The sequence below is a fragment of the Congregibacter litoralis KT71 genome (assembly GCF_000153125.2).
Taxonomy (GTDB): Bacteria; Pseudomonadota; Gammaproteobacteria; order Pseudomonadales; family Halieaceae; genus Congregibacter; species Congregibacter litoralis.
The window spans coordinates 316,448-335,113 of the sequence record NZ_CM002299.1 but is presented as its reverse complement, the minus strand read 5'-3'; the positions used below and the strand labels follow the sequence as shown (position 1 = coordinate 335,113).

Below are 18,666 nucleotides of genomic sequence, written 5' to 3'. Positions count from 1 at the left end.
CCTAGCGCCAGGCAAACAGAGGCTGATCAAAATGCGCGACGCGGGTATGGCGACCGAACATAGCGACTTCCCGGAACTGATAGAGCATGGCTCCCGTGGGCGCATAGATGCGGTCGTCGTGAAAGTTCATCGACAGCACCTGACCATCGCTTTCTTTAATGCTCTGAAGATTGGGAGAGTCTTGCCGGGCCAACTCTTTAAAAGAAAAAGGCTTCACAAGCTCCACCTCATCGGGATTCGGTGTGAGCTCCCGCCAGTCCCTGTCGGTCCACACTACGACGGGGGTGATGACGTAACCGGATCGCGTCGCGTAATCATCCAGGGTGCCAAGGACGTCCGGGGGAGCGGCGGACAGACCCACCTCCTCCTGCAATTCCCGTAGCGCTCCTTCGATAGCAGATTCCCCCTGATCGCGACGCCCACCGGGGAGAGCCCACTGCCGGGAATGGGCCCGCAGGGAAGCACTACGCCTGGTCACCACGACAGCGCTGCGACCCTCATCCTGACACACGGTCAATGTGACCGCCGCAGCACGCCGTCGCTCCAAGGCCATAGGCCTCTGCTCAAAACTGCGAAGATGCTTCTCGAGATAGGGCTTCAGGCGCGCGCTGTGGGTAAATATATCCAGGGGAAATCCTTACGGTGCTATCTGCTATCGATTATCGGCTACCAGTCCTTTGGCTTTTTACAACCTAGGACTCGTCTGCCAGAAACTCATCAAATCGCCGCTTGTTGGGGGAGGAGACGCTTCGGTCTTCCATAAAACGTTGGCGGTGCTTGGTGACCTGGCCACTGGCACGCTTACGCCAGCGCCGAAAACTGGAGGGCTTCAGTTCTCTGCGCATGATGCGGATCACCGCCTGTTCATCAAGCCCCGTTCGCTCGCGGATTTCGTCGAAGCTGACGCGATCGGCCCAGGCCGCCCAGATTACCCAGTCACTGGAATCCGCCGGGGGCTCGGGCTTGCGGGTCCTGGTGTAGGGCCGGTCGCCGGAGCGTGACATCAGGCTGTCGCGGGCGAGGAGCCGGGATCATCGCCGTAGGCCAGAAAATTAAATGCCCGCTCCCGTTCCTCAACAGAAAACGCACGCATGTCTATATTGCGAAACACCCTGTCCTCCCAGCTGAGAACGCGCTGCACCCATCGCTTGTCCGTGACCACTGCAATTCTTGCAAACATGTTTAGGCCGAACTCCGATAGAAACTGCATTTTCTCCATGACCGCGTCGAGCTCGACACCGCCAAAGCTCTCGATTTCCTGGTAAACAGACACCTTGGCATGAGCATTTAGTTTTTCCCGCAGCGCATCCAGGGCCCGCTGCATATCCTCTTCGGTCACCTTGCCGGAAATTTTCCAGGCCACGGCATCGGCGACATCAAACTCGATCATCTCCAGCATCAGGCGCTCCTCTCGGAATAAATACACAGCATGTTCAGCGCCAGGGTCGCCCCTGCCAGCGCCGTCACCTCTGACACGTCATACGCGGGAGCCACCTCCACCAGATCCATCCCCACGATGTTCAGACCGCCTAGGCCGCGGAGGATACGCAGCGCCTGTTGCGTGGATAGTCCCCCCACCACCGGCGTGCCCGTCCCCGGCGCAAAGGAAGGGTCGAGGCAATCGATATCAAAGGTCAGGTAGCAGGGATTGTCGCCCACGGTTTCATGAATTTTTGCGATCGCCTCGGCGGCGCTATGGTCGTGCACCCAGTCGGCGTCATAGACGTTGTAACCATGAGTATCGGGATTATGGGTGCGCATGCCGAGCTGGATGGAACGCCCGGGATCCACGGTGCCATCCTGGGCAGCGTGCCAGAACATGGTGCCATGATCGATACGACCCACCTCGTCTTCCCAGGTGTCCGAATGCGCATCAAAGTGGATAAGTGACAGGGGGCCGTGTTTCTCGGCGCAAGCCTTGAGCAATGGATAGGTAATGAAGTGGTCACCACCCAGGGCCAGTATGGCGGTATCACTCTTGAGTATTTCCCGAGCCTGGGATTCCAGTACCGCAGGGATGTCGGCGGGCAACCCGGGATCAAAGCCAAAGTCGCCATAATCCACGACAGAGATGCGCTCGAAAGGATCGTAGCCCCAACCGTTGACGGCGGTCTCCCAGGAAAGATTGCTGGAGATACTGCGAATCGCCCGCGGCCCCAGGCGCGTGCCCGAGCGATTGGTAGTGGCAAGATCATAGGGAATGCCTACTACCGCCACATCGATGTTCTCAAGATTCCGGGTGTAGCGTCGGCGCATAAAACTTGTGGCGCCGCCGTAGGAAGGCTCAACTACAGTGCCGCGATCATTTTCCCGGGTAAAGGCCAAATCTGAGCTGAATTCCACTGCGTGCTCTCCAAAGGATTTTTTGTCAGGAGCTCAAAGCATAGCGCTGTCGCGGCAACAAAGGGAGCATCGAGCCTGCGGTTACCATCAACGCGTTTCGCTGTCTTTTTCCTCGGCGTAGAATGCGTGGACGTAAATGCAATGGGTGCCCAATGCTTAAGATTTACCTTCTTAACGGCGCTGTGATCGCCATCGCCGTGGTAATCCACTACGAGTTTCTCTATCAGTTCACTATGATCATGCCGCGGCTGCGTATTCGACACCGCTTTAGGATCTTGCTGGGCGTATTCGCGTCACTCACCGCGCATGCGATCGAGGTATGGCTTTTTGCCCTGGCCTATTACTTTATGGACAAATCCGAACTCTGGGGGGAGTTACTGGGCGATTACGACGGCTCCCTGCACAGCAGCGTGTACTTTTCTTTTACCGCCTTCACCACCCTCGGTCTTGGCGATATCACCCCTTCGGGCAATCTGCGCTTTCTCGTGGGATTGGAATCACTGACGGGATTTGTACTGATCACCTGGACGGCATCGTTTCTGTATCTGGAAATGACTCGCTACTGGGACCGGGATTAACAGGGAGAATAGGGCCAGGTGTTAAACATCCGAAAGATCACAACCGACGACAGCGGCATAATTCTTAAATTTATTACCGAACTGGCCGTCTATGAGCGGGAGCCTGACGCGGTTTTAGCCACGGAAGCGCATATTCAGAACACGCTGTTCTGTGGCGCACCCAAAGCCTTCGGGCTGATTTGTGAGCGGCAGGACGGCGCCACCCCCGTCGAGCCCATCGGTTTTGCGATTTACTTTTTTAACTACTCAACCTGGCTCGGTCAGCATGGCCTGTATCTCGAGGATCTTTACGTCACACCCGAGGCGCGGGGGCTGGGAGCGGGGAAGCTTCTCTTAAAAAGCCTCGCGCAGATTGCTCTGGATAAGGACTGTGGTCGCTACGAGTGGAACGTGCTGCGCTGGAACACCCCGGCCATTGAATTTTATGAAGCCTGTGGCGCTAAACCCCTCAGCGAATGGGTGGGTTATCGTATGGACCGCGCAGCCATGGAGGCCTTTGTCGACAGCGATGCCTAAGCATCGCCCGCATCGGTATCCGGGGGCCCGATCCATGCAAAGCGTGGACGGGGCTCACCATCGACCATGACATCCTCCCGGAACATCGCTACAGGTCTCACCCAAAGCTCCCGCTCACCATAGCGTGGCCGATACAGCACCAACCGCTCTTCGGTCTCTGAGTGCAACACCGATCCCAGAACGTCGTATTCGCCGCCCTTATAGTGACGGTATAGCCCTGGAGCGGGAGCTTCCATTACGTCTCTGCCTTTTCTAGCTCACTGGCAGACTTCAGGACCTCCTGCCCATCGTCCTGTTCTACAAGGTAAGCGGGATTCTCCTCATCAGCATCCCGCACCACTTCCGTGCCATCGATATCTCTCACGACGCGGTCCGTGAACTTTTCCCGGATATAGCCCGTGGCATGACCTTCACCCCAGTTCCAACGTACCTCGGTGTTTGTCGAGAAGTCCTTCACTGTGCTGCTCTCTCTCAGGCTAAAAGGCTGATTAATAGTAATTTCTTTGGCTCATGGCCGCACGTGGCATTCATCCACGATTCATGCAGTTCGCCTTAAAGAACACATCCAAAACAGGGTTTGAACAGCGACAAAAAATCCGAGGGAGAGTCCTGAACGACGGCCTCCCGCCCCTTGTCTATGTTTTGTCTGCTTGCCGGAGTTTTTATTTTTGCCTGGGCAAGGCTCTCTCAAAAAATGCATTTTTTTTGGATTTTTGCCCATATTTTGCGCTCTTTTATCGATTTTATGCCCATTTTTAACATCCTCACTCCTTTTTTAAAGCAATGGGCCATAGAGAATCCAGCAACAGAAATCAAGTCATCTGCCCTCGAAGCCAACCCCGTAGCAACATCGAAACATGAGCTGGCGGAAACAACGCTGACTCATCGCTGGCCCGCAGCCTTAAAACGGTCTACGTAGCCAGCATCCGACGAACACGTAGCAAGAGGAGCAAAAATATGAGTACCAATGCCAAATTTACCGTTCCCGGTTTGAACGAGAAAGAAGCGGACGCAGCAGTCCAGGCATTAGACGGTCGCATGGTAGCCCTCATTGATCTGGCTTTGACGTTGAAGCACATCCACTGGAACGTTGTGGGACCCAATTTCATTGGTGTTCATGAAATGTTGGACCCCCAGGTGGAGGCCGTGAACGGCATGGTCGACAACCTTGCGGAGCGAATAGCCACCCTGGGGGGCGTGCCCGTAGGGACGCCGGGGTCAATCGCCGAGCGAAGGAACTGGTCGGATTACTCCATCGGTAAAGGCCTCGTAACGGAGCATCTCGGCGCCCTCGACCTGGTCTATTCAGGCGTCAATGAGGGCCATCGCGATGCCATCGCCAAGGCGGCGAAGGTCGATCCGGTGTCCGAGGACATGCTCATCGCGCAACTCGCCGATCTGGAGTTATTCCAGTGGTTTGTGAGGGCGCACCTCGAGTCCTCCGATGGCAAATTGGCCACGGTAGGCGCATCGACGGAAGAAGAAGCAGCCAAAAAAGCGGCGAACCAGTAATTAGTAGAGAGTGAGTAATCGTTAGCGCTTTGGAGGGGTGGCCCTTGTGCCACCCCTTTTTTGTGCCTGGGCTCTCGCCAGAGTGCTACCCAACTGCTGCAACAGCCAGGCCTTTTATCCTCTCTGGTGCTTAACCAGCGCGTAACTTGCGTTGAACTGGCACATTCCTGCGGTAAACGTTGTCCATCGTGGGTTCCCGCGGTTTCAACACTACCTATAATGGTCGCCATGCCATTGGACCGCGTCATTGAAGATAAACAACGGCTGTTCTGGCTTCTGCAATTGGGGGGCTGGAGCAGCTGGGCGGCCACCTTTTATCTGGGCATCCTGGTTTGGGGCGAACCCCCGGACAATTACCTTCTTTATCTGCCCATCATCGCTGCCATGGGCATGGTAATAACCCTCGCCCTTCGTTGGATTTACCGCTCCACCTGGGAACGCAATCTAGGAACCCGCGCTTTCGCCATTCTTGGCGCTTCCTACTGCGCAGGCGTCGTATGGGTATTGTGCCGCTCGGTACTGTTTTACAACCTGTACCCCCAGGAACTGGATAAGTTTGAGCAACGGGGCGGTGACGGACTCGCCATGTATTTCAGCAACTCCATTTCGGGTGTCTGGGTGATGCTCGTGTGGAGTGCGCTGTACTTCGGCATCAAGTACTACCTCCTCAGCCAGGAAGAAAAACAACGCTATCTAAAGGCCATCTCCATGGCTCAGGAAGCACAGCTGAAAATGCTCAGGTATCAGCTCAACCCGCATTTTTTATTCAATACCCTCAACGCCATCTCCACGCTGATTCTGGATAAAGACACTGAACTTGCCAACGGCATGGTCATGAAGCTGTCGCGATTTTTGCGCTACTCCCTGGACAACGATCCCATGCAGCAGATCAGCGTCGCGGAGGAAGTAGAGTCTCTAAAGCTTTATCTCGATATTGAAGAGGTTCGCTTCGGTGAGCGTCTCACCCTGCACTTCGCCATCAGCGAGGCCGCAGAAAAAGCGCTGATGCCATCGCTGCTTTTACAGCCCCTCGTCGAGAACTCGATCAAGTACGCGGTTTCGCGGTCAATTAACGGCGGCTCCATCGCCGTCTCTGCAACGGTTGAAGACGGTTGCCTGCAGCTCGTCGTTGCCGACGACGGCCCCGGCCTGGATCTGCGCCAGGGCAGGTTGCCCAAAGGTGGCGGCGTGGGATTGGCCAATACCCGGGAACGACTTACACAGATCTATGGCGATAAGCAGAGCTTTCGTCTTAGCTCCACGGAGCCCCACGGACTTACCATCACCATCTTTATTCCCGTCAGCTATGCTGACTGAGATTGGCAGTGAGAGTTGCTGGAAGAGCTGCAGGAAGAGTGACTAAAAAATGTTGAGAGAGGACCTATGACAAGTTTATCCGCGATCATTGTTGACGATGAGCACCTCGCGCGCCGGGGACTGTCCATGCGTCTGCAGCAGCTACCGGAAGTGGATGTCATTGCCGAGTGCGGTAACGGACAGGAGGCCCTCCTGGCAGTAGCCCAGCACAGCCCTGACCTCCTCTTTCTGGATATTCAGATGCCCGGTATGGATGGCTTTGAGGTCGTGGAGAATCTCCAGGGCGACGATATGCCCATGGTGATTTTTGTGACCGCCTATAACGAATACGCCGTGGATGCCTTCAAGGTCCACGCCATCGATTATGTGCTCAAGCCTATTGAAGACGACCGACTCCACGAGGCGGTGCAGCGGGCGGTAGCACACCGTGATCAGGAGAACAGCACGTCGGGCAAAGAGAAGCTCATCAAACTGCTCATGAGCGTAACGGGAGAGAGCGCCGCCGGCATCGAAGCCATGGCCGAAGGAGTCTCCACCGAAGGAGCCAGCAGCCAGGATAGCTGGCCCGAGAAAATCACCGTCAAGGACGGCAATGATATTCAGTTTATCCGCGTCGCCGATATAGAGTGGGTCGACGCCGCCGGTGATTACATGTGTATCCACGCCACGGGCAAAACTCACATCATGCGCATCACCATGAAACAGCTCGAAGCTATGCTCAATCCCGCGCTGTTCTTGCGGGTTCACCGTTCCACCATCGTCAACAACCGCTGCGTCACGGGCGCTCAGACCCTCACGAATGGCGAGTACCTGCTGAATCTTGAAGGCGGGACCCAGTTAAAAGTCAGCCGCAGTTACAAGGACCGTATCCGGGAGTTTCTGGTCAGCTGATACGTAGTGCCGGAACACCGGGCCCCGCCGATCTCAGCGTGCCGATGAGCTCAGCCTCAACGGCCTGAGCATGGAGAGCCTCGCAAGCCTGGGCAGCCTTTTCCGGCGGCATAGCCATGAGCAAACCCCCGCTGGTTTGCGGATCAAAGAGTAGCTCCGCCAATAAAGGCAGATCCTCCGGCGGCGCCCAGCGGGCCACAATGGCCTGACGATTGGGCTCATGCAGGGTGCTAAACACACCCGCTGTCATGGCATCCAGAGCGCCGTCCGTGATCTTCAGCTTCCCAAGCTCGATGTCTGCAGCGAGGGTGTCGCCGAGCATTTCCAGCAAATGCCCTGCCAGACCAAAGCCCGTCACATCGGTTACGGCCCTGGCCTGGTAATCCCGGGCAATTTTTGCGGCCGCACCGTTACCTTGCTCCAAGGCGTGGAGGGCATCATCCACATGGCGACCGTCCGCCAGACCCTGCATATGGGCAGCAAACAACGCCCCACTACCCAGGGTTTTGCTCAGAAGCAGAGTATCGCCGGGCTGAGCACCCCGCTTGGGCAAGGGAGCATCGCCCGCTGCCAGGACACCATTGACGGCAAAACCCAGCTGCAACTCCGGCCCCTGCATGCTGTGCCCGCCATCGAGTGTGCACCCGACCTCATCAAATACCGATAGCGCACCCTGCAACACCATCAATAAATCCCGACGAAGAAGCGCCGGCGCCGCGAAGGGCAGGGTCACGAGGGCCTGGGCTGAATGGGGTTTTGCTCCCACGGCATAAAGATCTGATAGCGCGTGCTGCGCCGCGATGCGGCCCATGCGCCAGGGATCATCGACAAGCCCCCGGAGCGCATCAAGGGACTGAAGCAAGGGCCCATCACTGCGCACCGGCATCGCGTCGTCGAGGCAGCCCGCCGCCGGCAGCAGCTCTGGGTACATCGCCCGCAACTCTGCAAGAACCGCATGCAGGGCATCGCCGGACACCTTGGCTCCGCAACCGCCGCAGGGCGCCTGGGTTTTATCGTCAGAAGCAGTACGCGGCTTTGCGCTGTCCATCTGCCGCGGGGCAAGGTCCCTGAAACGCGCCATAAACTCTCGATCGATGCGGTCTTTCCAACGCCAAACCCAGGCGCCGCTGACGCTAAGCCCGTTGCGCTGGGCGACGGCGCGCTGAGGCCCCAGGGCCAACATGGATAAGAACTCAGACTGGGGTTTGTGCTCGCGAAGGCTTTCCCCGGCGTGATAAGCCAGGAGATTTTCTGCAAGCACGGGCCCCTGGCGCACGGCATACACACCCGCCTTGGGACGGGGATGCCGATACTGGGTCGCGATATCACCGGCGCCGAATACATTCTCATAACCGGTGCTTTGAAGCGTATCCTCCACTTGCATGAAGCCCCGCTCATCTACGGGCAGTCCGCTTTCCTTAATCCACGGCGCTGCCGCCGCACCGGTACACCAGATGAGGCTCTCGTAATCTGCGTTGTCAAAGTTCGCGTTATCAAAGTTAGCGTTGTCGGAGTCCGAACTGTCAGGAGACTCAAACTGCAGCTGGGATTCCGTGACACGACGAACCCGATGGCTGCAATGGAGGACGACCCCGAGCTTGTTCAGCTGCTCTACAACACGCTTACGCGCGCCTTTGCTGTAGCCCGGCAGGACCTCTTCGGACCCGCAGTACAGCGCCAGATCCGGCTGCTGCCTCCCGAGGTGATGAGCGATGGCCAGGGCGATTTCCACGCTCCCGGCACCACCCCCGACAATAGCAATCCGACGACCGGCCAGATTGTCCTGCCGCGACAGGGACTCCCATCGATTCCAGAGTTCCGCCACGGGTTTTACGGGGATGGCAAATTCCCGCGCTCCCGGCACCGAATCCAGTTCGGGGCTCGATCCAATATCAATCGACAGTAGATCGTAGCTCACCACGCCCCGGGAGCGGCAGTGCAGCGTGCGCGCATCGGGGTCGAGGGACTCCACCGTGTCCACCAGAAAGCGGATTCCCGCCCATTGGCAGAAGCGCATGAGGTCAATATGCGTTTCTTCAAAACTATAATGGCCGGCCAACAGGCCCGGGAGCATGCCGGAGTAGGGCGTAAACGCCGCGGGAGAAATCAGCGTCACGCGCAGGTCTGAAAGCGCAGACATTGCGAGCTTCTTCATGACCAGCACGTGACTGTGACCACCGCCCACCAGCACCAGATCCCGCGTTGGTGAAATAGGGTTCAACATCGGGCGTTCAAAAACTCTCTGACAAAGGCCCGATCACCACTACAGAGTCGCTGTCCCTCCCGTTTGGAGAGCTGATAGCGGTACATGGGATCGTAATAGTCCTTGAGCATGGGACGTATCCAGTCTCGATGGCTTTCGGCATCACCGGATTGCTCCTGACGTTCAAACGCAGCGCGCATGAGTGCGGCAATATCCTGATAGCGGGCACCGCCCAGGCGCTTGCGCGTTCGCTCAAGATCCCCGAGGAGCCGGTCACGGTGCATGGCAGCGCCGGCGTCACCGTAGGCTCGCTGGTAGCGCGCTCCCAGGTCCAGAATGTAGTCCTCTAAAACCACCTGTACGCGGTCTTCCAGACCGTACTCCAGAACCACGAGAGGGGCCTGGCTCATACGGGCTTTTAACGACGCCGGCAGCGATAAGCGTCCAATAAGCTGTCCCTCGTCTTCAAGGATCACCGGACCTTCACTCTGGGAAAGCTTCAACAGAGCAATGGAGAGCGCGTTTTCGAAGTTGATCTGCGTCGGCTGCTCGTCGATGAGGCGACCAAAGGCAGAGCCGCGATGATTGGCGAGTCCTTCCAGATCGATGGCGCGGGTCAGCTCCTGAATCAAACGGGTTTTGCCGGTGCCCGTGGCGCCGCCTACGAGGATGATCTCCACCTCTTTGGACAGCGCATCAAGACTGTCGATGAGAAAGCGACGCATGGCTTTGTAGCCGCCGCTGATGCGCGGATAGTCCACGCCGGCTTCTTTGAGCCACTCCTGCACCAACTGCGAGCGCAGCCCTCCGCGAAAGCAGTAGAGATAACCCTCGGGGTGATCCTCGGCAAACTGCTTCCAGCGTCGCATCCGCTCTTCGCGGACTTCACCCGCCACCAGCTGATGCCCCAGAGCAATGGCCGCTTCCTGTCCCTGTTGCTTGTAGCAGGTCCCCACGGCTGCGCGCTCCTCATCACTCATGAGGGGGAGGCTCTGTGCCATAGGAAAAGCACCGGCGGCGAACTCCACGGGTGCACGGGTATCAAGCAGAGGGCTGTCTGCGAGAAAGAGGCGGGCGTAATCCGATGTGTCGACCCGCGCTGTCATGGCCTAGGCGTTGTCTTCCCCGCCAAAGAGGCTGATAAGACGATCCTGGATAGTCGTCAGCGTGGGTGCCATGAGGGCAAAATCCGCGTCCAACCTCGCCAGGCGATCCTCGTCCATCAATTCATCATTCTCTTTGACAAGGGCGTCAGAAAACTTGATCCGGCGCAGACAGAGATCGTCGCCAAGGACAAACTGCAGCTGCTCCTGCCAACCCAGGGCAAGGCGCACTACCTGGGTCGTGCCCTGGAGATGCTGCCGCACCTCGTCGCTGTACAGATCCAGACCCTTGCAGCGTATCACCGCCGCCTGCTCCCCCATATCACGAAGCTCACATTCCTCCCGGGCCTGAAGATCTTCCGGGAGGCTGGAGTTAGCCAGCCAGCTGGTCATCGCCGCCGCGGGCGCATGCGCAGTCTGGGGCAACAGCACCGGAAAGCTGCCCACACACTCCCGCAAGAGATTAAGCGCCTCTTCGGCCCGGGAAGCGCTGGCGGAGTCCACCAATACCCAGCGCGCCTGGGGATCGATAATCAGACGCAGCTCCGCATGGCGGCTGAAAGCCCGGGGCATGCAGTCCTGGGTAACCTCGTCCTTGAGAGAGAGTTTTTCCTTGCGATAGACCTTGCGGCCCTGTTGCGCTTCGATGGCTTCGACCCGCTCTTTTACCAGGTCCCGCACCACCGAGGGCGGCAGAATTTTTTCTTCACGGCGAAGGCATAGCATCATGCGGCCGTCCGCGGCATGGACCAGCATCTCGGCACCTTCCCCCAGGGCCGGTACCCAGCCTACGGAAAGGGGCTGCGCCGGCGTGCAGGGTTTGAACCCGCGACCTGCAAGCTTGTCCTCCAACTGCTCCGCAGAGAACTCAAGACCGCGAGTCATGCGGTAGGCCCGCAGATTTTTGAACCACATAAATACGAATATCCGGCAAAAGGGCGGCACATTCTACACAAGCAAAGCGGCAATACCATCGCCGGGTCTGTCCGAAACCGCCGCCGGGAAGGCACGCGGCCGGGAGACTTGCCGCCGGGCGGGGAGCTGCCTAGTATCACTAGCTCGCTCTTAAACGGATGATCAGCATGCAGTACCTGCACACCATGGTTCGCGCCCGGGATTTAAAAGAAACCCTGGCCTTTTACTGCGACACGCTGGGACTTGTGGAGACCAGTCGCTACGACAGCGAAGAGGGGCGTTTTACCCTGGTTTTTCTCGCCGCCCCCGGCGATATAGAACAGGGTGGAGAGAAACGTGCCCCCAAGGTAGAAATCACCCACAACTGGGACCCCGAGGAATACGACGGCGGACGTAATTTTGGCCATCTCGCCTATCGGGTAGACGACATTTACGCGACCTGTCAGCGGCTGATGGATGCCGGCGTCACGATCAATCGCCCGCCCCGGGACGGCCATATGGCTTTTGTCCGCTCTCCCGATGGGATTTCCATCGAGCTACTCCAGGCAGGAGAATCCCTGGCGCCGCAGGAGCCCTGGGTCTCCATGGCCAACACCGGTAGTTGGTAGCCACGATCGTGGGCCGCTCATTCACGGCGCGGCTGGTTATTCCCGTAGCTCTGGTGGCCGCCGTCGTGATTGCGACGGGTCTGTTTATCGACTATCGAATATCCCGGGCGCAGATTGCCGCGGGCCTTGAAGCAAACGCCAGGAACTCCATAGCTGCTGCGGTGCTGCGCATTCAGGAACTTACCCGCGGTCTTGAGTCATCGCTTCGCTTTCTTGGAGAGGCGATGGAAGAAGTGCCCGATGAGGCGCGCATGGACAAGGTGCTGCGCAGTCTCCTCGACAGTAATCCCGAGGTATTTGCGGCGGCCATTGCCCTGGATCCGGCTTACAGCCCCTCGCCCTCGGGCCTCGCGCCCTATCGCTATCGCCGGGGCAGCGAGCTCATGAGCGCTGACCTCGCGAGCGCCGCGGCCCTCTATTGGGAAGAACCGTGGTTTGCCTCTATCCGGGATACCGGTGCTCCCGCCTGGGTCGAACCCTACTTCGAGTCCACGGGTGCGATGGTGGAGCTCGCAACTTTCTCTGTACCCCTGCATCGCAATACCCCGGACGGCGGACAAACATTTATAGGCGTCGCTACCATTGATATTCGACTCAGGGATCTTTACGAATACCTCGAGGATCTGCGCGTGGACGACCGGGGTTTTGGTTTCATGCTCACGTCCCGGGGGACCCTCATCGGAGCGCCCGACGGCAGGGTGATAAGTGCACCCCTGAGTGAGGTGCTCCACGGTGACGCCGTCAGCGACTGGCAGAGCTGGCTGCAAAGGACAAAGGCGAGCGGCGGACACACCACCGTCAGCTGCCCCGATGGCAATGAGATCTGCCAGCTGCGCATCGCCAATGTGGAGGGCGTTGCCTGGTCCGTGGGTATTGTCTACTCCGAAGCATCGCTGTTGCAGCCCCTGCACAGCTATCAGGTCCGGGTACTCATCGTGGGGGCGGGCATGCTACTCCTCGTGGCATTGGTGATCGGGATTGTCGCCCGGCGGCTCACCGCCCCGCTTCTCGAGCTTGCGGACGCCAGCAGGTCCATCGCCCGGGGTGAGCTGGACGTTGCCCTTCCCGAGGCCGATGGTGATGACGAAGTCAGCCAACTGGTGACTGCCTTTGACGGCATGCGTCAGGATCTCGGTCAGTACTTACGGGATCTTGAGGCCGCCGCGGTGCAGCGCAGCCGTATGGATGGCGAACTCGGTGCCGCCCGGGAAATTCAGATGGCCATGCTGCCCCAGGGTGGTCAGGCCGAATTCCATCATGAGGCGCTGACCTTATGGGCCCGCGTTCGCCCGGCAAAGGCCGTGGGCGGAGATCTCTACGCTTTCCAGCAGCTTGGTCAGTACTTACTGATCAGTATTGGCGATGTTTCTGACAAAGGGGTGCCCGCAGCGCTGTTTATGGCCCGGGCGATCAGTCTTATCCAGCAATGGGAAGTTCAGCCTGCTCCCGTGCCTCCGCACATCGCTCTTCAGCAGCTCAACGAAGCTCTCACCCGGGACAACGAGAGCTGCATGTTTCTGACGCTGTTTATTGCTGTGCTGGATCTTCAGAGTCTTGAACTGCTTTTTGCCAGTGGCGGACACACCGCACCGGTACTCCTCCGGGAGGGGCAAAGCCACGTCATCGCGCAGGAACGCGGTCCGGCCCTCGGACTCCAGGAAGGGCTGAGCTTTCCCGCCAACAGCATTCAGCTTCAAAGGGACGACCGTCTGGTGATCTACACCGATGGCTTTGATGAGGCCCAGGACATCCGTGATGAACTGCTGGGCGAAGACCGCCTCTACGAGATTCTGGCGCAGCCGGACAACCTGCCCCTGAATGAGGCCGGTGAGGCTATCTTTGCCGCCGTCGATACCTTTGTCGCCGGGGCGCCTCAGTTTGACGACATGTCGCTCATGCTCCTTGAGATACCCGGGGAGCGTCGCGCGCCCCTGCAGGCGGAGCGAAGCAGTCTCGGCATCGATGACAGTTTGCCGGGGGAGGCAGCGCGCTGGCTGGAGGAGCAATGGCAGGCCCAGGGACTTCCCGAGAGCAAGCTCCACGATATGCAGCTGGTTCTGGAAGAGGTGGTCTGCAATATCCGTGATCATGCTCAAACGGAAGCTAACGCCTCTCTGAGCCTCGGCCTCGAGCGTTTCGTGGACAGAGTAGAGCTGGAATGTGTCGATCCCGGACACGCTTACAACCCCCTCGCGGACGCTCAGCGCTCAACCCTGGGGCAGAACACCGAGGACGCGAGCATCGGCGGCCTCGGGCTGCACCTCATAACGCAACTGACCTCGCGCCAGTCCTATCACCGCGAAGAGGGGCGCAATATACTGCGCTTACGAATAGACCTGGCATCACCTGCTGAACACGACACGCCGGCCCCTACGGGAGATTGAATCATGAACCTTGATACCCAGCGACATGAAGACCCCGCCAAATCCCTCCTGCGGGTGAGCATGATCGGCGGCCTCAACACCGACACGGCACCCGGTTTTGAGGCAACGCTGAACGATGCCATTGCCGAAGACTGGCAGATGGTGCTGCTGGATATGCAGGCCCTGGATTACGTGAGCTCAGCGGGCTTGCGGGTAATCTTCAAGGCGGCCAAACAACTCAAGAGCGCCGGGCGCAGTCTCGCCGTGGCCAATCGCCAGCCGCAGATCGAGAAAGTTTTTCAGATTCTCCAGGCGCTCCCGGACATGGCGGTGTTTTCCAATGATGCCGAGTTGGACGAGTATCTCGACGCCATGCAGGCAAAGGTGCGACACCACGACAATCCCTGAAGCCGGGTTTCAGGGCAGGACTTCTAGCGTTTTAAAAAACGCAATATCCACTGAGCCATGCGCTCCGTAGCGGGCTGCTGCGCCAGGGATGCTATGCCGGATTGATAAACGGGCTCGGTGATGATTTCCCGGCGAAATTCCATGATCGCCCGGGAGTAATCGTTCACAAACTCCGGATGCCCCTGCAGGGTGAGAATATGCTCCCCGATCTGGCACACGGCGTTGGGGCAAAAATCACTGCTTGCGAGCACTTCTGCTCCCGGCGCATTGGCCGTGACCTGATCCTGATGAGTAACCAGAATAGGAAACTCCAGATCGCCGTCGTCAAACCAATCCGGGCGCACGGAGAAGCGATGGTAGTGCATCCCCACACCCCAGCCGGCCTCAGCTTTTTCCGTTTTACCGCCCAGAGCCTGGGCAATCAGCTGGTGGCCAAAACAAATGCCCACGAGCTTTTTACGACGGCCGTCGAGCTCCCGGACAAAATCCATGAGCGGTGCTATCCACGGTAGATCGTCGTAAACGCTGTGACGACTTCCGGTCATGAGGTAGGCATCGACCTCGTCAATATCCTCGGGATATTCGTTCAGTCGCACATCGTAGGTAACGAACTCCATTTCGGGATCCCGGGCACCCAGCAGCGCCGCGAACATATCCGGATACTCACCAAAGTCCGTGACCCACTCTTCGCGCACGGCATCCGTTTTTAAAATTCCCAGCTTCAAGGCAGGCTTCCCCAGAAAAAACGCAGAGCCGAGTCTACGAACCCGGGCAAGTCCCTGTCTATATCCCCCCAGAGGGAGACGCAGTTTGCGTTACCATGCGGATGCGCCAGTTTTCTGCATCCACGACCCCGGTAAGTGAGGCTCCAACAAACCCGCCATGGCTACACCCGTATCTGTTCACAGTCGTTATTCTCGCTACTCTCGCTACCCTCGATATTGTCGTGCGGTCCTCTGGGCGGTTGCTGTGGCATTTTCTTTGGGAAGCGCCGCAGGGGCTTTGGCGGAGTCGGCGACCGCAGACCAGCCGATCTTTATAGGCGCAGAGAAATGCGCCGGCTGCCACGACAGCGAACATAGCCAATGGAGTGGCTCGCACCATGACCTGGCCATGCAAAAGCCCACGCCGGATACGGTACTGGGGGACTTTGATAACGCCCGTTTTGAATACTTTGGCACGGAGACGCAGTTTCTTACCCGCGACGGCAACTACTTTGTGCGCACCGACGGACCTGACGGCATCATCACGGAATATCCCGTGGCCTGGGTGTTTGGCGTGGACCCGCTGCAACAGTATCTGTTACCCATGGAAGACGGCCGACTCCAGGCCCTGGCCGTGGCCTGGGACACGAGAGACGTCGAGGAAGGCGGCCAGCGCTGGTACCACCTCTTCCCCGACGAGGAGATTCGCTACGACGACCCCCTCCACTGGACCGGTCCCTATCTCAATTGGAACACCCGCTGTGCCGAGTGCCACAGCACCGATGTGCAAAAGAACTACAACGCCGACACCCGGCGTTTCGCCACGACGTTTTTTGAAGAGGACGTAGGCTGCGAGAGCTGCCATGGGCCCGGCAGCACGCACGTGTCGCTGGCGCAGTCCGGCGCTCTCGGCAGCAACAATGCCTCGGGGCTGCAGACCGACCTGAGCGCCCGGGGGCAGTGGTACTTTCCCGAGGGCAGCGCAATAGCGCGCCGCAGAAGCACCCTCAATGATCAACAGCAGGTGGACAACTGCGCCCGCTGCCACGCGAGACGCAGCACCCTGGGTCATTACGATTACGGAAAACCCCTGTCAGACACGCATCGCCTCTCCCTGCTGGGTGAACCCCTGTATCACCACGACGGCCAGATCCTCGACGAGGTCTACGTCTACGGGTCCTTTATGCAGAGCAAGATGTCTCAGGCGGGAGTGGTTTGCGCCAACTGCCATGAGCCCCATTCAAACAAGCTCCGAGCCGAGGGGAATGGGGTGTGCGCCCAGTGCCACAAATCCGAGGTTTTTGATTCTCCCGAACACCATCATCACCCCGCGACGAGCGCCGGGGCGCAGTGTGTGGATTGCCATATGCCGGCGAAAACCTATATGGGCGTGGACGCGCGGCGGGATCATTCCATGCGCATACCCCGCCCCGATCTGAGCGTGATGATCGACACCCCGAACGCCTGCACGGACTGCCACGCGGACCAGTCACCGCAGTGGGCCCTGGATGCCCTTCGGGACTGGGGTACGGACTTCGGCAACACCAGCCAACACCGGGCCGTGGCCATGGCCGCCCTCCAGCGGGGCGATCTTCGCGCTGCGCCAACACTCCTTGAAATCGCAAAAGACGGTAAGGAGTCGTCCATCTGGCGGGCCACTGCCCTGGAGCGGGCCTCTGCCAGCGGCGCCGAAGGGTCCCTGCAAATCGCCCAGAACCTGCTCATCGCCGATGACCCCCTGCTGCGTATTTCCGCCGTAAGAGCAATGCAGCAGCTGCCCGTGACGCGGCGCTATCTGGCGCTGGCGCCGCTGATTAAAGATCCCGTGACCGGGGTGCGTATGGAGGTGGCCATGAGTCTGGCGGCGGTGCCTCTGGATGAACTGAGCCCGGCGCGTCAGCAGTCACTGCTGACTCTGTTTGATGAATATAAAGCCGTGCAGCGCCAGCATCTGGATATGCCGGCTACCAGCATGCAGCTGGGTATCTTTAACGCCACGCGGGGCGATTTCCCCGCGGCTGAATCCGCCTATCGCGAAGCGCTGGCTCTGAATCCCCAGCTGATATCGGCCTATCTGAATCTTGCGGATCTTTTGCGCGGCCAGGGCCGGGAAGCCGAGGCTCGTGTACAGCTTGAGAAAGCGCTCGGGGTGAATCCTCAAAGTGGTGATGCCATGCACGCCCTCGGACTGCTGGAAGCCAGAGGAGGCAATCGGGATAGGGCGCTCGACTGGCTGGGCAAGGCAGCTGCGCTGGAAACCGCAGGATCACGCCACCGCTTTGTTTACGGTGTTGCCCAACACGACTTCGGTGATGCTCCCGGTGCGCTGACAACCCTTGGCAAGCTGCATAGTGCCTTGCCCGCGGACGAGCAGGTGCTTCTGGCCCTGGTTAACTACAGCGCAGAGCTTGGTAAAACCGACATGGCCCGGCGCTATGCCCGGAAGCTTCTAACCCTGGCCCCGCAAAACCCGAACTACCAGCGCCTGGCAGCGAGCCTTGGAGCCCGACCCCGCAACCCGGGCTGATCACTCCGAGTCGGGAACAAACACCAGCTGACCGGACACGGGGACGGCGGTGCTGATGCTTTGCAGTCCCGCGACTTCGCGGAGTACTTCAATACCATCGGCAAGACCGAAGTCTGCGGCTTTTACCAGAAGAGGCTCACTGATCACCACCTGCAGGCCACCGTCCTTTAGCCGCGTTACGAGGACCTCCGTGGTGTAGGACTGCTTGGCACCGTGGAGATCGACCTCCACCTCTATGGCGGTATCACGGGTCTCACCCACAGGAAGCTCGCTGAGGGACTTCGGCACCTCGGCGCGTAATATGGCCGCGGGAAACCGCACAGTCTCAAACAGCAGTTCGCGCATGCGCTGGTTGCGGATGGGCACCAGGGTTTCAACGCTGTCCAGATCCAGAGCAACCTGCGCTGCACCGGTATCGCTGATGCCCCCGGTGATGGATCGGAAGTGGTGCAGCTCAGCCACACTGGCGTTCTTCACGGACATAAACTGTACCGTCGAACGCTCTCCATCAAGTTCCCAATCGGCAAGGGAGCTCATGCTCATGCCGGTGAGGAAAAGGGAGGTGGTGAGGATTGAGGCGGTTTTTGTAAACAGAGTCATAAGTTTGATTCTCTTGCCGTTCTTTGGGCTTGCTCTTCGCTTGCTCTCAGCTGTCTCTTGGCATTCTATTGCCTGTCA

General features: G+C 58.8%; 21 protein-coding genes. 10 read left to right on the top strand and 11 right to left on the bottom strand.

The features are described from left to right. Position 1 precedes the first annotated feature (1 nt). The 4 genes from KT71_RS01570 to speB form a co-directional block, all read right to left on the bottom strand. Positions 2-553 carry an NUDIX hydrolase gene (locus KT71_RS01570; RefSeq protein WP_008293258.1) on the bottom strand — a complete coding sequence of 184 codons (552 nt, stop codon included), beginning with the start codon at positions 551-553 and terminating at the stop codon, positions 2-4. 139 nt (positions 554-692) lie between these two features. Beyond that, the gene (locus KT71_RS01565; protein ID WP_008293259.1) at positions 693-1,004 is read right to left on the bottom strand and encodes a TIGR03643 family protein; all 312 of its coding nucleotides are present in this window, start codon (positions 1,002-1,004) and stop codon (positions 693-695) included. Continuing rightward, positions 1,004-1,399, bottom strand: coding sequence for a SpoIIAA family protein (locus tag KT71_RS01560; RefSeq protein ID WP_008293260.1), 396 nt, complete (start codon positions 1,397-1,399; stop codon positions 1,004-1,006). The genes KT71_RS01565 and KT71_RS01560 overlap by 1 nt, the downstream gene beginning before the upstream one ends. Next, complete coding sequence (gene speB / locus KT71_RS01555) at positions 1,399-2,343, bottom strand: agmatinase (protein ID WP_008293261.1); 945 nt, start codon at positions 2,341-2,343, stop codon at positions 1,399-1,401. Before speB ends, KT71_RS01560 begins: the two co-directional genes overlap by 1 nt. Positions 2,344-2,495: 152 nt before the next feature. On the opposite strand from speB, the gene KT71_RS01550 reads away from it, so the two are divergent. After that, positions 2,496-2,921, top strand: a complete 426-nt coding sequence (locus KT71_RS01550) for an ion channel (protein ID WP_008293262.1) — start codon at positions 2,496-2,498, stop codon at positions 2,919-2,921. A gap of 18 nt (positions 2,922-2,939) precedes the next feature. Then, positions 2,940-3,437, top strand: a complete 498-nt coding sequence (locus tag KT71_RS01545; protein ID WP_008293263.1) for a GNAT family N-acetyltransferase — start codon at positions 2,940-2,942, stop codon at positions 3,435-3,437. Here KT71_RS01545 and KT71_RS01540 read toward each other — a convergent pair. Then, on the bottom strand, positions 3,434-3,673 hold the full coding sequence (locus tag KT71_RS01540) for a DUF1653 domain-containing protein (protein ID WP_023659791.1): 240 nt from the start codon (positions 3,671-3,673) through the stop codon (positions 3,434-3,436). The genes KT71_RS01545 and KT71_RS01540 overlap by 4 nt on opposite strands. Further along, a complete protein-coding gene (locus KT71_RS01535) occupies positions 3,673-3,894 on the bottom strand; it encodes a hypervirulence associated TUDOR domain-containing protein (RefSeq protein WP_008293265.1) in 222 nt (73 codons plus the stop codon). Before KT71_RS01535 ends, KT71_RS01540 begins: the two co-directional genes overlap by 1 nt. A 174-nt stretch (positions 3,895-4,068) precedes the next feature. Between KT71_RS01535 and KT71_RS01530 the strand changes: the two genes are divergently transcribed. From KT71_RS01530 to KT71_RS01515, 4 genes are all read left to right on the top strand, one after another. Then, positions 4,069-4,356 carry a hypothetical protein gene (locus tag KT71_RS01530; protein WP_152025157.1) on the top strand — a complete coding sequence of 96 codons (288 nt, stop codon included), beginning with the start codon at positions 4,069-4,071 and terminating at the stop codon, positions 4,354-4,356. Further along, a complete protein-coding gene (dps, locus tag KT71_RS01525) occupies positions 4,326-4,949 on the top strand; it encodes a DNA starvation/stationary phase protection protein Dps (RefSeq protein WP_333782700.1) in 624 nt (207 codons plus the stop codon). The genes KT71_RS01530 and dps overlap by 31 nt, the downstream gene beginning before the upstream one ends. Before the next feature lie 228 nt (positions 4,950-5,177). Beyond that, positions 5,178-6,266, top strand: coding sequence for a sensor histidine kinase (locus KT71_RS01520; RefSeq protein WP_040362609.1), 1,089 nt, complete (start codon positions 5,178-5,180; stop codon positions 6,264-6,266). Between the two features lie 66 nt (positions 6,267-6,332). Then, on the top strand, positions 6,333-7,157 hold the full coding sequence (locus KT71_RS01515) for a LytR/AlgR family response regulator transcription factor (RefSeq protein ID WP_008293269.1): 825 nt from the start codon (positions 6,333-6,335) through the stop codon (positions 7,155-7,157). On the opposite strand, the gene selD is transcribed toward KT71_RS01515, so the two are convergent. Genes selD through rdgC form a run of 3 tightly spaced genes read right to left on the bottom strand, consistent with a single transcriptional unit; the run spans position 7,150 to position 11,378 of the window. After that, positions 7,150-9,381: a selenide, water dikinase SelD gene (selD, locus tag KT71_RS01510; RefSeq protein WP_008293270.1), complete on the bottom strand. Its 2,232-nt coding sequence runs from the start codon at positions 9,379-9,381 to the stop codon at positions 7,150-7,152. The genes KT71_RS01515 and selD overlap by 8 nt on opposite strands. After that, the gene (gene mnmH, locus KT71_RS01505; RefSeq protein WP_008293271.1) at positions 9,375-10,466 is read right to left on the bottom strand and encodes a tRNA 2-selenouridine(34) synthase MnmH; all 1,092 of its coding nucleotides are present in this window, start codon (positions 10,464-10,466) and stop codon (positions 9,375-9,377) included. Before mnmH ends, selD begins: the two co-directional genes overlap by 7 nt. A gap of 3 nt (positions 10,467-10,469) precedes the next feature. After that, entirely contained in the window at positions 10,470-11,378 is a 909-nt protein-coding gene (rdgC, locus tag KT71_RS01500) for a recombination-associated protein RdgC (RefSeq protein ID WP_008293272.1), read from the bottom strand. 167 nt (positions 11,379-11,545) lie between these two features. Here rdgC and KT71_RS01495 point away from each other — a divergent pair, with 167 nt between their 5' ends. From KT71_RS01495 to KT71_RS01485, 3 genes are read left to right on the top strand one after another with little or no spacing between them, the layout of a single operon-like run. Then, positions 11,546-11,986: a VOC family protein gene (locus tag KT71_RS01495; RefSeq protein ID WP_008293273.1), complete on the top strand. Its 441-nt coding sequence runs from the start codon at positions 11,546-11,548 to the stop codon at positions 11,984-11,986. A gap of 8 nt (positions 11,987-11,994) precedes the next feature. Continuing rightward, positions 11,995-14,370: a SpoIIE family protein phosphatase gene (locus KT71_RS01490; protein WP_023659789.1), complete on the top strand. Its 2,376-nt coding sequence runs from the start codon at positions 11,995-11,997 to the stop codon at positions 14,368-14,370. Positions 14,371-14,373: 3 nt separating this feature from the next. After that, a complete protein-coding gene (locus KT71_RS01485; protein WP_008293275.1) occupies positions 14,374-14,757 on the top strand; it encodes an STAS domain-containing protein in 384 nt (127 codons plus the stop codon). A gap of 23 nt (positions 14,758-14,780) precedes the next feature. On the opposite strand, the gene KT71_RS01480 is transcribed toward KT71_RS01485, so the two are convergent. Beyond that, positions 14,781-15,482: a GMP synthase gene (locus KT71_RS01480; RefSeq protein ID WP_008293276.1), complete on the bottom strand. Its 702-nt coding sequence runs from the start codon at positions 15,480-15,482 to the stop codon at positions 14,781-14,783. Between the two features lie 244 nt (positions 15,483-15,726). Here KT71_RS01480 and KT71_RS01475 point away from each other — a divergent pair, with 244 nt between their 5' ends. Further along, entirely contained in the window at positions 15,727-17,988 is a 2,262-nt protein-coding gene (locus tag KT71_RS01475; protein ID WP_040362098.1) for a tetratricopeptide repeat protein, read from the top strand. On the opposite strand, the gene KT71_RS01470 is transcribed toward KT71_RS01475, so the two are convergent. Next, positions 17,989-18,588, bottom strand: coding sequence for a YceI family protein (locus KT71_RS01470; protein WP_008293278.1), 600 nt, complete (start codon positions 18,586-18,588; stop codon positions 17,989-17,991). It abuts the gene before it with no gap. Positions 18,589-18,666: the final 78 nt, after the last annotated feature.

Bases quoted from the DNA above. Each gene is read 5' to 3' on its own strand.
- KT71_RS01565 (WP_008293259.1), bottom strand. From the start codon at position 1,004: ATGTCACGCTCCGGCGACCGGCCCTACACCAGGACCCGCAAGCCCGAG.
- rdgC (WP_008293272.1), bottom strand. From the start codon at position 11,378: ATGTGGTTCAAAAATCTGCGGGCCTACCGCATGACTCGCGGTCTTGAG.
- KT71_RS01560 (WP_008293260.1), bottom strand. From the start codon at position 1,399: ATGCTGGAGATGATCGAGTTTGATGTCGCCGATGCCGTGGCCTGGAAA.
- KT71_RS01520 (WP_040362609.1), top strand. From the start codon at position 5,178: ATGCCATTGGACCGCGTCATTGAAGATAAACAACGGCTGTTCTGGCTT.
- selD (WP_008293270.1), bottom strand. From the start codon at position 9,381: ATGTTGAACCCTATTTCACCAACGCGGGATCTGGTGCTGGTGGGCGGT.
- mnmH (WP_008293271.1), bottom strand. From the start codon at position 10,466: ATGACAGCGCGGGTCGACACATCGGATTACGCCCGCCTCTTTCTCGCA.
- KT71_RS01485 (WP_008293275.1), top strand. From the start codon at position 14,374: ATGAACCTTGATACCCAGCGACATGAAGACCCCGCCAAATCCCTCCTG.
- KT71_RS01540 (WP_023659791.1), bottom strand. From the start codon at position 3,673: ATGGAAGCTCCCGCTCCAGGGCTATACCGTCACTATAAGGGCGGCGAA.
- KT71_RS01495 (WP_008293273.1), top strand. From the start codon at position 11,546: ATGCAGTACCTGCACACCATGGTTCGCGCCCGGGATTTAAAAGAAACC.
- KT71_RS01550 (WP_008293262.1), top strand. From the start codon at position 2,496: ATGCTTAAGATTTACCTTCTTAACGGCGCTGTGATCGCCATCGCCGTG.
- KT71_RS01470 (WP_008293278.1), bottom strand. From the start codon at position 18,588: ATGACTCTGTTTACAAAAACCGCCTCAATCCTCACCACCTCCCTTTTC.
- KT71_RS01515 (WP_008293269.1), top strand. From the start codon at position 6,333: ATGACAAGTTTATCCGCGATCATTGTTGACGATGAGCACCTCGCGCGC.
- KT71_RS01570 (WP_008293258.1), bottom strand. From the start codon at position 553: ATGGCCTTGGAGCGACGGCGTGCTGCGGCGGTCACATTGACCGTGTGT.